The following is a 16,641-nucleotide window of genomic DNA, read 5'->3' on the forward strand; positions in this document are numbered from 1 at the left end:
AAATGTCCACTCGTTACCGGGTCAAAACTCCCCGAGCAAACGCCAATTCTCATATTACGACTCCTTTACAACTTTTTGTGCATCAAAAATGATACGACAGTTTCACCGTATCGTTCTTGACGGCGTATCTCCAGTTTCGCAAGAGATGCTTCATCTATCATCTCTTTTTTCGAATGTTCTGTGACCAGTACACCACCGTCTGCCAAAACATTGCTTGTGTCAACGCTCGTCACGACCTTCTCAACGAACCCCTGCTCATACGGCGGATCGGCAAAGATCAGATCAAACTGTTTCCCTTCGCTTGCATATTGCGCCAGATAGCGAAGTCCATCACCTTTGAGCACAGTAATACGATCATCCAGTTTCGTCTTGACAGCATTTTCTCGAATAATGCGTTGACAGTTCGCACTTTTATCAATTGCGATCGCAGATGATGCGCCTCGGCTGAGCGACTCTAAGCTCAGATTGCCCGTCCCTGCGAACACATCCAAAACGCGCGCATCTTCTACCAGATACCCCAGAATGCCAAATAGCGATTCTTTTACACGATCGGTAGTCGGCCGTGTAGACAAGCCTGTCGGTGTTTTCAATTGTATTCCTTTAGCACTGCCTGTAATAATTCTCATATTCATCCCTCAGTTTAATATTGTATCATATTTCACCTATCTCATACAATATAGAAAGATTTACTTCTTTTCTCGACTGCGATCACCTTATATTACAGGATTTTTGCTCGATAACGCGAATGTTATTGTCAATACGAAAAGGAGACATGACATGCGAATCACATACCGTTTACTGCTACTACTCATCAGCATACCGCTATTGTTTCTGCTATCATCCTGCAGTCCCCATTCGTCTATTGCCGACTCTTATGAAGTTGATGCTCATTTTTCCGGACAGGCCAAACGTGTTGCACTCCTTCCGCTTGACAGCCGTCCTGCTTGTACTCTGCTCCCCGAACGGTTGGCGCGTATCGGAAACATCGACCTCGTCATTCCGCCCAAAGATATCTTAGACCACTATCACCGACCTGCCGATCGTGCACAGCTTCGTGAGTGGCTGCAAACAGAAGCAGACAAGACTGATACGATGATCATCTCTGCCGACATGCTTCTGCACGGCAGTCTTCTCCATTCTCGCAAAAACGAGCTGACTGAGGAAGAGATAGCCTCCACGCTTGATTTTTTACGCACCTTGCGTAAAGAACATCCTTCTTTGCGTTTATTCGTATTCCATACGATACCGCGTCTTTTGATTGCCGATGATGAAGAAACAGAAGAATACCAAGAGGATATGCTCTCTTATTCAACGCTCCAAGAAGAAATATTTCTATTTAACCAGTCCGACTTACTCGAAGATCTGACAAAACTGGAGGACGATATCCCGCAAGATATCCGCGACCGTTATCATCGTCTGTACGATCGTAACCGAAAGACGAACGAAGCACTCTTTTCACTCGTTGCCGACGGCACGATCGAATATCTCGCGATCGGACAAGATGACGGCCATGTATTCGGGCTGCCGAATCTTGTGAAAGAACACCTTGACCGACAAGTACGTCATGACGCTTTGTTATCGGAACGTGTCGAGATCGTTCGCGGTGCCGATGAATTGGCGATGCTTCTCGTCAGCCGTATCGCAACAGAAAAACTTCCTCCACTGTCCGTCTATGTCGCTTACGGCGATCAAGATATGAGCGGTGTAGTCATGCCATTTATGTCGCAATCCGTCAATACGACAGTGGAAGAAAAGCTGGCATCTGTCAACGCGCAACGCGTGTATTCGGCAGATGAAGCAGACTACATTCTTTATCTCTATATCGGAGATGATGCCGGTGATCTTGACCGCCCACGCACCGCAACAAATACGATCCGACAATTCGATGCCGTGGATAAGCCGATCGCACTCGTCGATCTCAGTGAGCACTTCCGCGCCTCCGAAACACTCTTGCCCACCCTTCTGAAAGAAGAGTTCCCTATCCATCGTCTGATCGCCTATGCAGGTTGGAATACTGCCAGTAATGCCATCGGAACGGCAGTATCAGAGGCAAGTCTTTACACAGCCAAAATGAAACAAGCACAAACAGCTGAAGAACAACTTGCCATCGGTCATGCAAACCTTTTGTTTTTGAACGATCGTTTCCTCGATGATTACTACTACATGAAACTTATTCAGCCATATTTGAAACTGCGATTGAGTGCGCTTCTGTCCGACCCATATCAGCTATCAATGAAAACCTATTACGAAGCCAATAGCTGGCTCGATACCGCTATGCAGAATCAAGCTGAACTGTTATCGGCGACTGCGGCATATCAGACCCCGTTCTATCTCCCGCTTGCAACGCTTGATAAGCCGCTTACGATCTCTCATCTAACTGTCGAATCGAGCCTGCCATGGGAGCGAACTTTTGAAGCAAAAATCATCACAAAAATTATTTTAAAAAATTTGCAAAAACCTGTTGACATATCCCGATAAGTGAATTATAATAAACAAGTCGGTTGGACATCGGGGCGTAGCGCAGTTTGGTAGCGCGCATGGTTCGGGACTATGAGGCCGCAGGTTCGAATCCTGTCGCCCCGACCACTTACAACCTACAAACTTCATACTGGGGTATCGCCAAGTTGGTAAGGCACGGGTCTCTGACTCCCGCATTCCTAGGTTCGAGTCCTAGTACCCCAGCCACGCAAGCAAAAGCCATCATTTTTTGATGGCTTTTTTTGTTATACTTGTGGTATCCTATATACAGGAGGGATTCTTATGAAATATATTCGCCTTTGTTTCCTTACTGTTATATGTTTTGTTTTTTTACTCGCACCACTCGCCTCCGTGCAAGCCTCTGCACCAACATCACCACAGCGCATTGCGATCCTCCCTGTTCAATTCATGGTCGCATCCGATGCCCGCAGTGATATTGCAAAGTTGGTAGGCGATCCCGTTGCCAAGAAATTCTATCATGCCCTGAACAATTTTACCAAAAAATACGAGTACCTCACTCCGTCCGACATCAAGCAAGAGCTTCCCGAACTTCATTCCTATCCCTATTTATCGGACGATGAGTTAAAAGACCTTGCAGACCGTCTTGGTGCTGATATTCTCCTCGCACCGATCATTGCAAGATGCATTGATCATCAAACATACTCCTTCTTAGACGAAATGTTACAGGAAACGTATATCGAAGTACATTTGGTCGGTTATGAACGCAGTCAAGACCATATCATTCGACTGGCTGATTGCGAACAATATTGGGGCGTCTATGCGACACCATTCACAGCTGTCCCGCTCACACGCGACCTTATGAACAGATTGATACCCGAATTGGAAAAGAATGTCCCTGCTCCTCTCATCAATAAATAGCAAAAAGCCTTCACGTAAACGTGAAGGCTTTTTTATTATTTCAAGTTCAATTCAACGAGCTCATACGCTTGCGTGCCCATGCCCAATTTTTCGGCATGTTCCAAACACGTTACCCAGTTCGTTCCCGGACTGACAGTATGGAAATGATCACCGTGTACACCGTTTGCCTGCGCCTGATCGTCAAGATAACTTCCACCGATGATAGGTGCCTTATTGATAAGATCTGCACAAGCACGATCGAGTGCAACAGGGTCGAACGAAGCCGCAATACCGATATTCGGCACGATCGGAACATCGTTTTCCGCATGGCAGTCGCAGAACGGCGAAATATCCGTCATGATAGCAATATGGAAGTGCGGTCTGTCATGAAGGATAGCCCATGTATATTCAGCCATTTTTTTGTTGAGATCATCTTTCGAAGCATCCCAAGACGGTACGATCGCATTGAAGTGGCAAGCGCCGAGGCAACGACCGCAACCGACGCAGCGATCTTTGTCGATCGTCATTTTGCCGTCTTCCAAGACAGGTGCACCATGCGCACAAATTTTCGCACAAACACCGCAGCCTACACAGCGATTTGCACGCACACGCGGTTTGCCTGCGCAGTGCATTTCCATTTTACCGGCACGAGAACCGCCGCCCATACCGATATTTTTGATAGCGCCGCCGAATCCTGTAAGCTCATGTCCTTTAAAATGCGTCAAGCTAATGATGATATCAGCATCCATCAATGCACGGCCGATCTTCGCTTCCTGTACAAGTTCACCGTTCGGTACAGGCACATATGCTTCGTCCGTACCTTTAAGACCATCGGCAATGATGATCTGGCACCCTGTCGAGAACGGCGAATAACCATTTTCGTATGCCGCATCCATGTGTTCAAGCGCATCTTTACGACGACCGACATAGAGCGTATTGCAGTCCGTCAAGAACGGTTTACCACCGAGTTCTTTCACTTTATCGACAATAACTTTTGCATATTGCGGGCGCAGATATGCCAAGTTGCCCGGCTCGCCGAAATGAATTTTGATCGCCGCGAATTTTTCTTTAAAGTCGATCGTTTCAATGCCTGCTTCTTTCATTACCGCTTCCAGTTTTTGAAGCAGATTCACTCGCATCGTCGTACGCATATTCGTAAAATAAACTTTTGCCGTCAATTCTCTCTCCTCCTACGATAGAAAAGCCACAATGTCATTTTCATTGTGGCTATGTTTTCCTATAAAATTCGTGCTGTCCGTCAAAATTCCTGCTACTTGATACGCAAAACTCCCAAGAGAGCACCGATCAGCGATGCAGACAAACAGATACCCGCTGAAACGCTGATCCAAAATGCCGTGATATCTATGCCACTGCACCAAGCAATACATAGCCCTGTCAGCCAACAGGTAAGTCCGTTGACACCACCGAGCCATACAGCCTTTCGCAAGAGCCTTCGACTACCGACATATGCCCCTATCCCCATACTGATGATCGGAATGACAGAGGCAACGTATACGCCATACTCACCGAACAGATCAGGTATCAACCATTCGGCAAGACTGACAGCAAACAGCAATACGATCAATAAGATAGAAGATACGATCAGAGCAAAGAATACTCCGTTTCCGAAACTTCGCGTCCCAACCTCTGACAATCGTCCACTTTGATATCGTCTTGCCTTTTGCATATCATCGCCTCCCAGTTGATAGATGATATGCGCTGTATCGTCAGCTTATGCTTCGTTATCCCCAAGCATCTTCAATGCGCTATGGTTCGTAAAGTCAACCTGAAGCGGTGTTACCGAGATATATCCGTCGCGAACAGCCGTCGTATCAGTGTCAGCATGACCTTTTTCTTCAATCGGCGTACCGCCCATCCAGTAATATGTACGACCCGTCGGGTCTTGTCGTTTCACGAATGTATTGGCATAGTCACGACGACCGAGCGGTACAACACGCACGCCTTGATATCCGCCTTCACGAAGCGGCGGGAAATTCACATTGATAAGCATCTTTTCTTTTGATGCGCTCGGATAAAATCGGCGAATCACCTTGACGGCCTCTTTCGCAACGACCTCCATATCCTCTGCCCGCTTGCCTTCGAACGAAACAGCGAATGATGCGACCCCGTGCAGATATCCTTCAACAGCGGCACCGACTGTACCCGAATAGAGTACGTCCGTACCCAAATTATACCCTGCGTTAATGCCCGATATCACCACATCAGCATCAATTGCAAGCCCTTCCAAACCAAGCTTCACGCAGTCAACAGGCGTACCACCGCACATATATGCTGTAATGCCTTCTCCCATATCGACAACATCAACACGGATCGGGTCATGCACCGTGATCGAATGGCTCGTCGCACTTCTTTCTCCATCAGGTGCAACAACAAACACCTCTCCGACTTCGCGAAGCGCACTCGCCAGCGCACGGATTCCCGGCGCCATCACACCATCGTCATTCGATAACAAAATACGCAAAATGATCCCTCCGTTACAATTGTCCCAAGAATTTATGCGTCTGCGGAATCACGCGAACATCATGGAGGTGAGCAAGCGCCATCTCTTGATAACGAAGCATCGCTTCCGCGCTGATCGCATGAATTTTACCCGTAGGCGTCACAGGCTGCAAAATAAGCGGGATCGTTTTTCCTGCTCGCGCAACCATCTCAATCGCCCGCATGACCTCTTCTTCCGTCGTTTCAGCTGCAACGACCAGCTTCACGAACAATTCTTTTTCTTTTGCCGTATTCAAAAATACGTCATGCTCTTTAAAGCAATCTCTGCCTGTAATACTAGGAAGCTTGATATCCATACTGATGATATCAACTGCCGATATCACTTCACGAAGCGCCTCCCACATCGTTCCGTTCGTTTCCAAATAGACAGGCACACGGAACTGCGCGAGTTCGCGTATCACAGACGGGTGACAGAGCGGTTCACCGCCCGTCACACTGATCGCTTGATGCGAAACAGCATCAAGCATCTCCTCAATCTTCTCTTTCAAAAAGGAGCCTTCGACAGGATTCGGATACGTTTTGAACGAGCGACTGCCCGCATGCGTTTCTATCCTGCACTGCGCAGGCGTCTTGTGCGACTCTTTCGTATCACAATAAGCGCAGTTCAGATTACAGCCGGGAAGACGTACAAAGAGCTGTCTTGCACCGACATAAAGGCCTTCTCCTTGAATCGAAGAAAATATCTCAATTACATTCGTCGTATCCATTAACATCAGTCCTCATAATAGAGCACAGCAGATTTCGGCGACTCCCATACGCGAACGCTCTTGAGCGTGACCGTCGAATGGAACAGATCGCTTTTCTGAAGTTCCTGATAAATAAAACGAGCCATATTTTCCGCCGTCGGATTCATCGTTTTGAACGCATCAAGCTCATTCAAATAATAATGGTCGAGCTTACTGATAACAAGCTCGTCGATCGCTGCTTTAAGATCTTTAAAATCCACCAAGAAACCGAGTTCATTGAGTTTTGTACCGACGACCATAACATCGATCGTCCAGTTATGACCGTGCATACGATTGCATTTGCCCGGATAGTCTACAACACGATGTGCCGCTTCAAAATCAACTTTTACCAACAATTCATACATGTTTTTCACCTCTGAATAATATTTGTTTGAAGAAGAAAAAGGTGAGACAGGCTCACCTTTTATTTCGAATTTACATTCTCTTTTCCGATCGCCTTGATCTCATTGTAGCTCATACCGCGTGTATGCTTCGTATGGCTCCATTCCTTATTGTGACGGCGAATGAATCCCATAGCCGTGATCGGGATCCAGCTGTAAATGAACAGCGGATAGAAGAGCCAGTAATACCATACTTTCCAATTGACACGAATCTTAAGCAAAATAAGCATTGGCAAAACATACTGTACGATCGTAATGACTGACCATAATTCGGCAGGCAATACGGTGTTCAATATATATGTAAAGAACGGATACGCATTATATATCCATGTAGAAATAACGAAGAACGTCGACATCAACAAGAAATGCGGCTGTGACAGATGAACGATACCGTCCAAGATACGAATATCACGCTGACGGATACCTTCTTTGATAAGTTTCGGAATATAACGTCTTGCAACATCAAAATGTCCCTGTGCCCAACGTTGTCTTTGATCCCACGACTGCTTAAAAGTGAGCGGTTTTTCATCATAGACGATCGCATCATGTGCCCACGTCGTACGAGTACCCGTCATCAACACTTTCATCGTGAACTCCATATCTTCCGTCAAGCAATGCGCGCCCCAACCGAATTTTTCGAGAATATCGGTCGAAATACACATACCCGTACCGCCAAGCACGCTCGACAAACCGATATTCGATTTGGCAAGATGCCAGATATGGTTCGTTACCCAGAACATGATCGCGAATGTACCTGCGACCCAAGTATCAGTCGGGTTTTTCGCATCGAGATAACCTTGAATGACTTTTTCCCCTTTGCAAAGCTTGCTGTTCATCTCCAAAAGGAAGTTCGGATGAACAAGATTGTCCGCGTCGAAGATCACGACACCGTCATATTTGCGTTCCATTTTAAACAGACGATCGAACATCCATTCCATCGCGTAACCTTTACCGCGCTCTGTCGGATTCGTACGCTCATGTACGATCGCACCTGCTTCTGCAGCAACCTTCGCCGTATCATCCGTACAGTTATCGGCAATTACGAAGATATCGTACATCTCACGCGGATATCGAAGCACACCGAGATTCTCAACGAGCTGACCGATAACTTCACGCTCATTATGCGCCGCAACAATGATCGCGAATGTCTTTCTCGGCGTCAAAATTTTCTTTTCTTTAGAATGCCAGATACCGAAGAACCCGATTGTAAAATAATACAGCGTATAGAATACGATAATAAACTGGATCGGTATCATGATAATGTCGAAGAAATGATTCATGGATCTAAGCTCCCTCTACTTCCATTTTTCCGCAGAAAACTCTCTGATAGAGTTTATTTCTTAAATACATTAAAACCTAAATTCAAAAGACCGAATAAAATATACGTGAAGAAAATGACAAACAAAAGCGAATTGGAATATGTAATAAAAATGTAAAGACCGACAGCTGCCGCAATAACAGCAGGAATCTTGCCGAACGTTTCCCCTTTGCCTTTGAAGTCGGGATATTTGACCGTGCTGACCATCAAGTAGCCAAACAAAAGAACGAGTGCGATGAACATCCATGCTTCAAGATGGATACCCATGTAGATAAATGCCGCAAGCACACAACCGCCCGCCGGGATCGGCACACCCATGAAATAACCTTTGACAACGCCCGTATTAACATTAAAACGAGCCAAACGGAACGCACCGCAAGCTGCAAAAAATACTGCTGCCAATATTCCGATAAAGCCGTATTCATGGAGTTGGAACGAGTACGCAAGCACTGCCGGTGCAACACCGAACGAAACCAAGTCGCAAAGCGAATCAAGTTCTTTACCAAGCTCACTCGTTTCATTGAGATAGCGAGCCACCCGACCGTCCATACCGTCGGCGATCATTGCCAAAATAATGCACCATACGGCACACTCATATCTACCTTCGAGCGTCGCCACGATAGAAAACATACCAAATACCAGATTAAGCATCGTTACCAAATTCGGGATATGTTTTTTCACTTTTCAATCCTCCCGATGACTGTCACGCCGCCTTTGACGCGATCACCTTTTTTTACATTTACTGTTACACTGCTTTTCGGCATCACGATCTCCGTGCACGACCCGAATTTGATCAGACCGTACGTCTGACCTTTTTCAAGTACATTGCCGAGCGTTACCCACGACACGATACGACGCGCCAAAAGACCCGCGATCTGTGTGACCAGTATCTTCACACGGCCATTATCCAGACCGATCGAATGACGCTCATTGACCCAGCCGACAGACTTTTGGAACGCAGGCTTGTACTGCCCGCAGATATAATGTTGATATTTGATCTCCCCTTCGATCGGCGCACGATTGACATGCACATCAAAGACCGAAAGGAAAATGATTACCTTATTACACGGTTCTTCCACAAACGAGTCGTCCACTTCAACGACATCCATTACCGTACCATCAGCAGGCGATACGATGATCGTATCATCGCTTGGAACATCGCGACTCGGATTACGGAAGAAAAAGCACATAAACAATGCTAAAATTCCAGGAATAATACTTAAGATAGGATCGATCAAAAGCGCGACGATCGCCGTTACCAGCGCAAATCCGCCAATGAATACCCACCCTTCCTTTACGATTGGCAGTTTCACCATACTAGGCCTCCCTTTCAGTCAACACTGCGTTGACTTCACCCATTATAATATATCTTTCTCTTTCTTGTCTATCGTTTTTTGGCACACAAAACTGCCAGCACAAAGCGCGGAAGTGCCAACATTCTGAGGATTCGTTTCGGCTGACAAAGCAGTCTGAACAACCACTCCAGCTTCGCTTCCTGCATCCATTTCGGTGCTCTTTGAACAACGCCTGCCATAACATCGAGCGTACCACCGACACCGATGATAAGCGATGCTGTCAGCTCGTCTTTGTGCTGCATGATCCAGTTCTCCTGTTTCGGCACACCGAGTGCAACCAGCACAAAATCCGCCTTTGCTTCATTGATCATGCGAACGATATCACTCTCTTCCGTTTCCGCAAAAAAGCCGTCACGCACCCCACAGACCGTAAGGCCGGGATACTTCGCCTCTGCATTCTCCTTCGCAGTCATCGCAACGCCGGGCGCACCACCAAAGAAAAATACTCTGTATCCCTTTTTCGCCGATAAAGCCAAGATATTTTGCGTCAAGTCAAATCCTGCTACTCGCGTCTGCTGAAGACCATATTGTCTGTTGAGCGCCCATACCGCACCAACGCCGTCGGGAACAACGAGATCTGCTTCACGAAGTGCGTGAGCAAGCGATGGATCATTTTGCGCCATCATTATCATTTCGGGATTCGCTGTCGCGATCACACGACACCGATCCGATGTAAGTAAAAAGTCGGCCGCTCTGTCAACAGCTTCATCCATATGGAGCGTATGAATGCCGACTCCTAAAATTTCTTTTTTCGGTATCACTGAATAGTTCCCTCTCAAACCAATTTAATCTTCTTATTATTTTACCACAATAGGAAGGGAAATTTCAATCTATTCATGGTATTCTCTCGCTTAAAAGCCAAATATCCCAAACGGATCCCACCATTTATTTTCCTTCTCTTCCTCTGCTCTCATCTTCTCGGCTGATTTTGGCTCCGTCCCCTTGATAAAAGCACTGTATTCCGTATTCTCATCAGGCCACTCGGCATATTTTCCATTGTAATAATAGACAGGTACATCCGTTACGACCGTATCGGGCACAACAAATCTCGTTACAGGCTTGTCGTGATAGATACGGCTCATCATCTGTCCCCACATTCCCGCAACCGTCGTACCCGATATATTGGCAGGAGATCTGTCATCTTTTCCCACGAAAATGCCCGCTGCCAATTCAGGCGTATATCCGATAAACCAAGCTGTCCTGTAATCGTCTGTCGTGCCCGTTTTTCCGCCCGCTTCCCGACCGATATTGGCAGGTGTGCCCGTTCCTGTTGCCAGCACCTCTTTCAGCATATCGGTCATCAGATACGCAACCTCAGGCGTCAACACTGCTGACTGTGTGAGCACCCCTTCTTCCAGCACAGCATCCTTCTCGTCGACGATCTTCCTGATCGCGATCGGCGCAGAATAGATACCTTGATTGCCAAACGCTGTATAAGCTGCCGTCAACTCCATCAGATTGACACCACTTGACATTCCGCCAAGAACCGTTGCCAGATGCCTGTCCTCCTCTGTCAACGTCGTGATACCAAGCCGTCTTGCCAAATCGAGTATCGCATCGATCCCGACCTGCTTTCCGAGCCGTACCGATGCCACATTCGACGAATTTTTCAGTGCACGCTTTAGTGTGATCGGTCCTAAATAGACATTGTTATAATTACTCGGCCGATATCCGTTAAAATCGCCTTGTACATCTTGCACCATTGAGTTCGTGCGCATCCCCTGCATCAATGCCGCCGCATAAACGATCGGCTTAAACGCAGACCCCGGTTGACGCACTTCTTCTATCACGCGATTGCGCTGACTGTCGCCATACGAACGACCGCCTACCATCGCTCTGATAGCACCGTTCGTTACGTCTAAGATAAGCACCGCACCTTCCCGCTCTTTTAATACCGATTCAGCTTCTTTTTGCATCGCAAGATCGAGCGTCGTATACACCTTCAAGCCACCTTGATAGACACGCTCTTCACCGTATTTCTCCACTAACATCTGCGCAACATAATCAAGGAAATACGACGCTTCTACCTCCCTCTTTTTCTGCTCAAATATCGGTATCGGCTCTTGATTCGCCGCCCATTCCTCTCCTTCGCTGATATATCCGATCCTCTGCATCTCTGCCAGCACGACTGCCCGCCGACTTTTCGCCGCATCCATGTCCCGATACGGTGAAAACAGCCTTGGTCCACGTGCAAGTCCTGCAATCAGCGCACTCTCTGCGAGCGTTAATTCTCGCGCACTCTTCTTAAAGTAGGCCTGCGATGCCGCCTCCACCCCATATGCGCCTTCACCGAAATAGACTTGGTTGAGATACGCCTCCATGATCTCTGCTTTGGTAAACTTCTGCTCTAAAACGAGTGCCAACAGAGCTTCCTTCAACTTCCGCGTCATCGTACGTTCTTGCGTCAAAAACATCTCTCTTGCCAACTGCTGTGTGACTGTACTGCCGCCTTCTACGATCTCACCGGCTTTGATATTGCGCAAAAGCGAACGCATTATCCCGATCGGATCGATCCCGAGGTGCGACTCAAATCGCGTATCTTCATTGGCAACAATCGCCATTGGCAGATAGGCAGACATCTCTCCGAGTGACACAGGAACGCGATTCTGCTCAAACAGCTTGGCGAACGCTTCATCGTTACGATCAAAAACCTGGGTCGCTGCCCGATAACGAAACGACTGGAGCGAATCCGCTTTGGGAAGATCCCACATCGCATACATTCCTGCAAGCAAAACATATAACCCAGCACCAATGCCCATGATAAATAGTATGATCTGTTTCATGTCAGTCCCTCCTATTCTCCTTAGTATGAGAGGAAACCGACCTTTTTACCACATAACTACGCACAAAAAAGAAGGCCTTGCAAAAGCAAGACCCTCTTGTATTACCGAATTACAAGCTGTAGTTCGGCGATTCTTTTGTGATATTGACATCATGCGGATGGCTTTCTTTAAGACCTGCGCCCGTGATGCGGATAAATTTCGTTTTCGTTTTGAGTTCTTCGATATTTCTGACACCGCAGTAACCCATACCTGCACGAAGACCACCGAGGAGCTGATATACCGTATCAGCCAACGCGCCTTTGTACGGAACGCGACCTTCGATACCTTCCGGAACGAGCTTGTCCATGTTTTCCTGGAAATAACGGTCTTTGCTGCCCTGTGCCATAGCACCGAGGGAACCCATACCGCGATATACTTTGTAGCTGCGGCCTTGGTAGATCACTTTTTCGCCCGGGCTTTCTTCCGTACCTGCGAACAAGTTACCTGCCATAACAACGCTTGCACCTGCAGCCAACGCTTTTACAACGTCACCGGAATATTTAATACCGCCATCGGCGATGACCGGTACACCATATTCTCTTGCAGCCATTGCACAATCATATACAGCCGTGATCTGCGGAACACCGATACCTGCGATAACACGAGTCGTGCAGATAGAACCCGGTCCGATACCGACTTTGACAGCATCTGCGCCTGCTTCGATCAACGCACGCGTAGCTTCAGCCGTTGCTACGTTACCTGCGATAAGCTGGAGATCAGGATATTTTGCTTTGATTTTTTTCACCGTGTTGATAACGCCCGTCGAATGACCATGCGCCGTATCAACAACGACAACGTCAACATTAGCTTTTACGATAGCATCCAAACGATCATTCATATCAGCGCCGACACCGATCGCAGCCGCAACGAGAAGACGACCTCTTGCATCTTTGGCAGCATTCGGATATTTCAAGCGTTTTTCGATATCTTTGATCGTAACCAAACCGCGAAGACGACCTTCTTCGTCAACAAGCGGAAGTTTTTCAATACGGTGTTTGCGAAGGATCTCTTTCGCATCTTCGATCGACGTACCGACAGGAGCCGTGATCAAGTTTTCGCGCGTCATGCAAGAAGCAATCTTAAGCGACATATCCGTTTCAAAACGAAGGTCGCGGTTCGTCAAAATACCGACCAATTTATCATTTTCCGTAACAGGTACACCCGAAATATGATAGCGTTCCATCAGATCATGTGCATCTCCGAGCGTATTTTCCGGCGACAAGAAGATCGGATCAACGATGATACCATGCTCCGAACGTTTTACTTTATCGATCTCATGAGCCTGCTGTGCGATCGGCATATTTTTGTGAATAACACCGATACCGCCTTCGCGAGCCATTGCAATAGCCATTTTTGCTTCCGTTACCGTATCCATACCGGAGCTGATAATAGGAATATTCAATTTGATCTTTTTCGTCAAATACGTGCCAAGTTCAACATCGCGCGGCAAAACATCAGATGCAGCAGGTACTAACAAAACATCATCAAACGTCAAACCTTCTTTTCCAAATTTTTCTTCGAACATATCTTATCTGACCCCTTTTCCGTTTCGTTTTTGCGTATTTTTATTATCATACCATCTAAAATTATTATCGTCCAGTAGTTTTACATATTTTTTTAAGGAAATTTCTCTCATCCACATTTAATAGCAATACGGAGCAAAGCCTGTCCGCTCCCAGATCCGATTCTGCACGAAACGCAAAACCTCTTCCACCTTACGACGGCTTTTCTTCTTCTCGTGCAAATACCCTTCCAAAAACAACTGTTCTTCCGAATACGGAAAACTCTTCTTCGCCTGCTCACAAAACTGCACAGAGCAGACGATGCTCGCCTCGATTTGCCACAAAAGATTCTGCCTCGCCCAGAGATCGCCATTCGCATCAACAATGGCAGGCAATCCTTGCCACTTTTCTTCACTGCGCACGATACGAACCACAGACTGTACTCCGCTGTACGACGCGATCGCCGTCAGATACTGTCTTGCTTCGTCTGCCAATATCGCAGACAACGCACATTCCAATTCATCAGAGGAAGCCAGACGGCGCATACAATCTGCCAATACTGCTTCTTCCGTTTTCGCCAGTTGCTGCAGTAACTCGCTAATCGTTCTCTCCCCCTTTGCCATGATCTGACACATTACTTATCGCTCAGAAGTGTACCACCCATGCCAAAACTTTCTTTCGGCAGTTCACGCAAGATCACCGTAACAGCACTCTCGGAACATCCGATACTCGTAGAGATTGCTTCCGTTACTTTTTTCACCATATCGCGCTTTTGCTCCATCGTTCTACCGGCTACAAAATCGATCTGCACAATCGGCATCACAGTTCACTCCCTCTTTTTTATTGTTATATTGATTCGATAAAATCGTACAGAAACCTGCCCAAACGGTAAAATTTATTCTTTTCCACTGCAAAAAATCCCGATCATATCCGTCAGCTGATACGTCGTAAGTCCTTGCCAAATTTCCGTTTCACTCAGCGTACCGCAAAGCCCTCCGCCCGCAGAAACGACACGCACCATCGTGTAGACTTGCGGCCGAAACAGCTCTATCACCTCTCCCGCCCGCATATCCGAGCGCACCGTATACCACGTCGTCGGCAAATATCCTGCCTTCGTCAGCATACGCCCTTTCCCCGCCATATGACAAAACGGCACGAATGCAAGCTCCTTCTCCTCTGCTCTCGCCAACCGTACGATCATCCCCGCAAGGATCATAACTGATATCAATAGCTCACTCTTGGCGATCCACATATACCCCGCATAAACAAAAAGAACGGCCGCCACCGCCTGACTGATGCGCACCGTCCTTCTTACCGCCGCTTTTACCGTCATACTTGTGCCGAACAATATCCGAACGAGCCGTCCTCCATCGAGCGGATACGCAGGCAAGAGATTCCACAACGCCAGCATCATATTCGTTTCTGCGACAAGGCCTATCATACCTGTCATCTCCGACCATCCCCAACCGCAGAGAACCGCACCGAGTGCACTTCCGATCGGGCCTGCCAATACGACCATACACTCCGTCAAACCGAATCCGTTCATCCCCTCGATCTCTGCCATACCACCGAACGGTAAGAGCGCAAGTCCTGTCACACGATAGCCTAACCACGCGGCAACGATAATATGACACAACTCGTGAAACACAACACACGCAAAAATAACAGCCGCCTCTGTTATCTGACCACAGATACCGAATACGAGCATCAACAAGAAAAATAGCCAATGCACACGGACCGCTATCCCTTTTATCGTCATAACACGCATCTTACTCAGTCCCCGTCTTGTCAAAAGCAGACCGTATCCGCGTCATCGGATCGAGCGCAGAGCCCTTTTCACGAATAGCAAGCGACAACCGCGGAGCATCACCCTTCTTCCCGCTTCGTCCGATCGACTGCGCACGTGCCACAAGATCACCTACTGCGACCCACGTTTCGGACAGATATCCGTAGCGTACCGTCATCGGCCCACTCTGCACGATAACAGAACGTGACCCACCCGCCTCATCACGTACTACATCAAGCACCTTTCCTGCCGCCACCGCTTTTACAGGCGTTCCCACGGCTACCTCCCACTCGATCTCCTCATGGTATGTCCCATCAGGCGACATCCCGAACGGCACGACAAGCTTGCCGTCAACGGGCGATGCCAGATAATTGAGCGGACTGACAGGCCGAGCCGTAACAGCCTTGACCTTCTCAAAAAACGGATATTGCAGAGTAGTCTTCCACGCCTCCTCTGCACGCGCTTTCACTACCGAAAAGTCCCCGTCCATCGTAAGAGCCTGCCACACGATGCGCCCACTCTCTTTGCCAAATTCAGTGCCCGACGCACCCAGTCCCCATACAACGGCGAACAAAACAAAGGCTGCGATAGATTGTATGAACAGCACCTTACTCTTCTTCTTTTTCGTCGGCGGGCGATAATACGCTTCCCACGGATCTCTGTCCCTCACAAAAGTTGCCCCCTTCTTGCTTCTGTTACAAGAATATGGGACATCGCCTTAATTTATGCTCAGCAAGTAATATCTCGCTTCATCTTCACAACAGGAATATTTGCCGTCAGCGATACCGATCCGTCCGTTCGACTGAGCTGGATCTCGATCTCATCCTCCTGTACCTCCATATATTCCGATATCACGCGGATCATATCTTCCCGCAT

19 protein-coding genes and 2 tRNA genes are annotated in these 16,641 nt (G+C 47.6%); 4 read left to right on the forward strand and 17 right to left on the reverse strand.

Annotated elements, in window-relative coordinates:
* Window positions 1-65: 65 nt before the first annotated feature.
* Window positions 66-626: a 16S rRNA (guanine(966)-N(2))-methyltransferase RsmD gene (gene rsmD, locus IJN28_06545; protein ID MBQ6713425.1), complete on the reverse strand. Its 561-nt coding sequence runs from the start codon at window positions 624-626 to the stop codon at window positions 66-68.
* A 151-nt stretch (window positions 627-777) separates the two neighbouring features.
* Between rsmD and IJN28_06550 the strand changes: the two genes are divergently transcribed.
* The 4 genes from IJN28_06550 to IJN28_06565 all read left to right on the forward strand — a co-directional run bounded on the left by IJN28_06550 (window position 778) and on the right by IJN28_06565 (window position 3,357).
* A complete protein-coding gene (locus IJN28_06550; protein ID MBQ6713426.1) occupies window positions 778-2,478 on the forward strand; it encodes a DUF4127 family protein in 1,701 nt (566 codons plus the stop codon).
* Window positions 2,479-2,509: 31 nt separating this feature from the next.
* A tRNA-Pro gene (locus tag IJN28_06555) sits at window positions 2,510-2,586 on the forward strand.
* Between the two features lie 23 nt (window positions 2,587-2,609).
* Window positions 2,610-2,685: transfer RNA gene (locus tag IJN28_06560), tRNA-Gln, on the forward strand.
* Window positions 2,686-2,760: 75 nt separating this feature from the next.
* Complete coding sequence (locus tag IJN28_06565; protein ID MBQ6713427.1) at window positions 2,761-3,357, forward strand: hypothetical protein; 597 nt, start codon at window positions 2,761-2,763, stop codon at window positions 3,355-3,357.
* Window positions 3,358-3,392: 35 nt separating this feature from the next.
* Here the strand turns inward: IJN28_06565 and IJN28_06570 are convergent, their stop codons facing one another.
* From IJN28_06570 to IJN28_06645, 16 genes are all read right to left on the reverse strand, one after another.
* Complete coding sequence (locus tag IJN28_06570) at window positions 3,393-4,487, reverse strand: DUF362 domain-containing protein (GenBank protein ID MBQ6713428.1); 1,095 nt, start codon at window positions 4,485-4,487, stop codon at window positions 3,393-3,395.
* 119 nt (window positions 4,488-4,606) lie between these two features.
* On the reverse strand, window positions 4,607-5,023 hold the full coding sequence (locus IJN28_06575) for a hypothetical protein (GenBank protein ID MBQ6713429.1): 417 nt from the start codon (window positions 5,021-5,023) through the stop codon (window positions 4,607-4,609).
* Window positions 5,024-5,068: 45 nt separating this feature from the next.
* Window positions 5,069-5,818 carry a 5'/3'-nucleotidase SurE gene (gene surE, locus IJN28_06580; protein ID MBQ6713430.1) on the reverse strand — a complete coding sequence of 250 codons (750 nt, stop codon included), beginning with the start codon at window positions 5,816-5,818 and terminating at the stop codon, window positions 5,069-5,071.
* 13 nt (window positions 5,819-5,831) lie between these two features.
* Window positions 5,832-6,563 carry a 7-carboxy-7-deazaguanine synthase QueE gene (locus IJN28_06585; GenBank protein ID MBQ6713431.1) on the reverse strand — a complete coding sequence of 244 codons (732 nt, stop codon included), beginning with the start codon at window positions 6,561-6,563 and terminating at the stop codon, window positions 5,832-5,834.
* Between the two features lie 5 nt (window positions 6,564-6,568).
* Window positions 6,569-6,946: a 6-carboxytetrahydropterin synthase QueD gene (queD, locus tag IJN28_06590; GenBank protein MBQ6713432.1), complete on the reverse strand. Its 378-nt coding sequence runs from the start codon at window positions 6,944-6,946 to the stop codon at window positions 6,569-6,571.
* Between the two features lie 59 nt (window positions 6,947-7,005).
* Entirely contained in the window at window positions 7,006-8,262 is a 1,257-nt protein-coding gene (locus IJN28_06595) for a glycosyltransferase family 2 protein (GenBank protein ID MBQ6713433.1), read from the reverse strand.
* A gap of 53 nt (window positions 8,263-8,315) precedes the next feature.
* Entirely contained in the window at window positions 8,316-8,981 is a 666-nt protein-coding gene (pssA, locus tag IJN28_06600; protein MBQ6713434.1) for a CDP-diacylglycerol--serine O-phosphatidyltransferase, read from the reverse strand.
* Window positions 8,978-9,616 (reverse strand): phosphatidylserine decarboxylase family protein, encoded by a 639-nt coding sequence (locus IJN28_06605; protein MBQ6713435.1) that lies wholly within the window; start codon window positions 9,614-9,616, stop codon window positions 8,978-8,980. The genes pssA and IJN28_06605 overlap by 4 nt, the downstream gene beginning before the upstream one ends.
* Window positions 9,617-9,684: 68 nt before the next feature.
* A complete protein-coding gene (locus IJN28_06610; protein ID MBQ6713436.1) occupies window positions 9,685-10,368 on the reverse strand; it encodes a WecB/TagA/CpsF family glycosyltransferase in 684 nt (227 codons plus the stop codon).
* A gap of 138 nt (window positions 10,369-10,506) precedes the next feature.
* On the reverse strand, window positions 10,507-12,438 hold the full coding sequence (locus IJN28_06615; protein MBQ6713437.1) for a PBP1A family penicillin-binding protein: 1,932 nt from the start codon (window positions 12,436-12,438) through the stop codon (window positions 10,507-10,509).
* Between the two features lie 109 nt (window positions 12,439-12,547).
* A complete protein-coding gene (gene guaB / locus IJN28_06620; GenBank protein MBQ6713438.1) occupies window positions 12,548-14,002 on the reverse strand; it encodes an IMP dehydrogenase in 1,455 nt (484 codons plus the stop codon).
* A gap of 117 nt (window positions 14,003-14,119) precedes the next feature.
* A complete protein-coding gene (locus IJN28_06625; GenBank protein ID MBQ6713439.1) occupies window positions 14,120-14,602 on the reverse strand; it encodes a hypothetical protein in 483 nt (160 codons plus the stop codon).
* Window positions 14,603-14,613: 11 nt separating this feature from the next.
* Window positions 14,614-14,799, reverse strand: a complete 186-nt coding sequence (locus IJN28_06630) for a 2-hydroxymuconate tautomerase family protein (GenBank protein ID MBQ6713440.1) — start codon at window positions 14,797-14,799, stop codon at window positions 14,614-14,616.
* A gap of 75 nt (window positions 14,800-14,874) precedes the next feature.
* Window positions 14,875-15,747 (reverse strand): hypothetical protein, encoded by an 873-nt coding sequence (locus IJN28_06635; protein MBQ6713441.1) that lies wholly within the window; start codon window positions 15,745-15,747, stop codon window positions 14,875-14,877.
* A gap of 1 nt (window position 15,748) precedes the next feature.
* Entirely contained in the window at window positions 15,749-16,435 is a 687-nt protein-coding gene (locus tag IJN28_06640; protein ID MBQ6713442.1) for a M23 family metallopeptidase, read from the reverse strand.
* Window positions 16,436-16,494: 59 nt separating this feature from the next.
* Window positions 16,495-16,641 (reverse strand): cell division topological specificity factor MinE (locus IJN28_06645; protein MBQ6713443.1); only part of this gene is annotated, 147 nt, incomplete at its 5' end.

The sequence above is a fragment of the Selenomonadales bacterium genome (assembly GCA_017442105.1).
Classification (GTDB): Bacteria; Bacillota; Negativicutes; order RGIG982; family RGIG982; genus RGIG982.

Excerpts from the sequence above, each read along its gene's own strand:
- IJN28_06615 (MBQ6713437.1), bottom strand. The coding sequence starts at position 12,438 with ATGAAACAGATCATACTATTTATCATGGGCATTGGTGCTGGGTTATAT.
- IJN28_06635 (MBQ6713441.1), bottom strand. The coding sequence starts at position 15,747 with ATGCGTGTTATGACGATAAAAGGGATAGCGGTCCGTGTGCATTGGCTA.
- IJN28_06570 (MBQ6713428.1), bottom strand. The coding sequence starts at position 4,487 with ATGCGTACGACGATGCGAGTGAATCTGCTTCAAAAACTGGAAGCGGTA.
- IJN28_06625 (MBQ6713439.1), bottom strand. The coding sequence starts at position 14,602 with ATGGCAAAGGGGGAGAGAACGATTAGCGAGTTACTGCAGCAACTGGCG.
- IJN28_06630 (MBQ6713440.1), bottom strand. The coding sequence starts at position 14,799 with ATGCCGATTGTGCAGATCGATTTTGTAGCCGGTAGAACGATGGAGCAA.
- rsmD (MBQ6713425.1), bottom strand. The coding sequence starts at position 626 with ATGAGAATTATTACAGGCAGTGCTAAAGGAATACAATTGAAAACACCG.
- IJN28_06585 (MBQ6713431.1), bottom strand. The coding sequence starts at position 6,563 with ATGGATACGACGAATGTAATTGAGATATTTTCTTCGATTCAAGGAGAA.
- IJN28_06605 (MBQ6713435.1), bottom strand. The coding sequence starts at position 9,616 with ATGGTGAAACTGCCAATCGTAAAGGAAGGGTGGGTATTCATTGGCGGA.
- IJN28_06610 (MBQ6713436.1), bottom strand. The coding sequence starts at position 10,368 with ATGGATGAAGCTGTTGACAGAGCGGCCGACTTTTTACTTACATCGGAT.
- IJN28_06595 (MBQ6713433.1), bottom strand. The coding sequence starts at position 8,262 with ATGAATCATTTCTTCGACATTATCATGATACCGATCCAGTTTATTATC.
- guaB (MBQ6713438.1), bottom strand. The coding sequence starts at position 14,002 with ATGTTCGAAGAAAAATTTGGAAAAGAAGGTTTGACGTTTGATGATGTT.
- IJN28_06575 (MBQ6713429.1), bottom strand. The coding sequence starts at position 5,023 with ATGCAAAAGGCAAGACGATATCAAAGTGGACGATTGTCAGAGGTTGGG.
- IJN28_06565 (MBQ6713427.1), top strand. The coding sequence starts at position 2,761 with ATGAAATATATTCGCCTTTGTTTCCTTACTGTTATATGTTTTGTTTTT.
- IJN28_06550 (MBQ6713426.1), top strand. The coding sequence starts at position 778 with ATGCGAATCACATACCGTTTACTGCTACTACTCATCAGCATACCGCTA.
- queD (MBQ6713432.1), bottom strand. The coding sequence starts at position 6,946 with ATGTATGAATTGTTGGTAAAAGTTGATTTTGAAGCGGCACATCGTGTT.